General features: G+C 59.4%; 1 protein-coding gene. It reads left to right on the top strand.

From position 1 onward, the window contains the following. Positions 1 to 459 (top strand): IS3 family transposase (locus TW83_RS16490; RefSeq protein WP_045983874.1); only part of this gene is annotated, 459 nt, incomplete at its 5' end. Between the last annotated feature and the right edge of the window lie 51 nt (positions 460 to 510).

The following is a 510-nucleotide window of genomic DNA, read 5'->3' as shown; positions in this document are numbered from 1 at the left end:
CAATTGGCCTTGGGCAACAAGCTGCGGATCCTGACGATCGTGGATACGCATTCCCGTTTTTGTCCAGCAGCTGACCCGCGCTTCAAATACCGCGGTGAGGATCTGGTCCGGACACTGGAACGGGTCTGTGCCCAGGTCGGCTATCCCAGGACGATCCGGGTCGACAATGGCAGCGAATTTATCTCTCGCGATCTCGACCTGTGGGCTTATGCCCACGACGTGACCCTGGACTTCTCACGCCCCGGCAAGCCCACGGACAACGGCTTCATCGAGGCGTTCAACAGCAAGCTCCGGTCCGAATGCCTGAACGCGCACTGGTTCATGAGCCTTGCAGACGCGCGGGAAAAGCTGGAAGATTGGCGTAGACACTACAACGAGGACCGACCCCATAGCGCGATCGGATATAACGTCCCGATCGCTCTGCATTATCCCGGCGACGCAGTCAGCCCGTCGCCATGACCAAGCCGGAAAATTCCAGCATCCGACGGTCCAAGGTTGGGGAGCAGAGCA

This window comes from Paracoccus sp. S4493 (genome assembly GCF_000967735.1).
Lineage (GTDB): Bacteria > Pseudomonadota > Alphaproteobacteria > Rhodobacterales > Rhodobacteraceae > Paracoccus > Paracoccus marcusii.
This window is presented reverse-complemented; position numbering and strand designations above follow the sequence as displayed.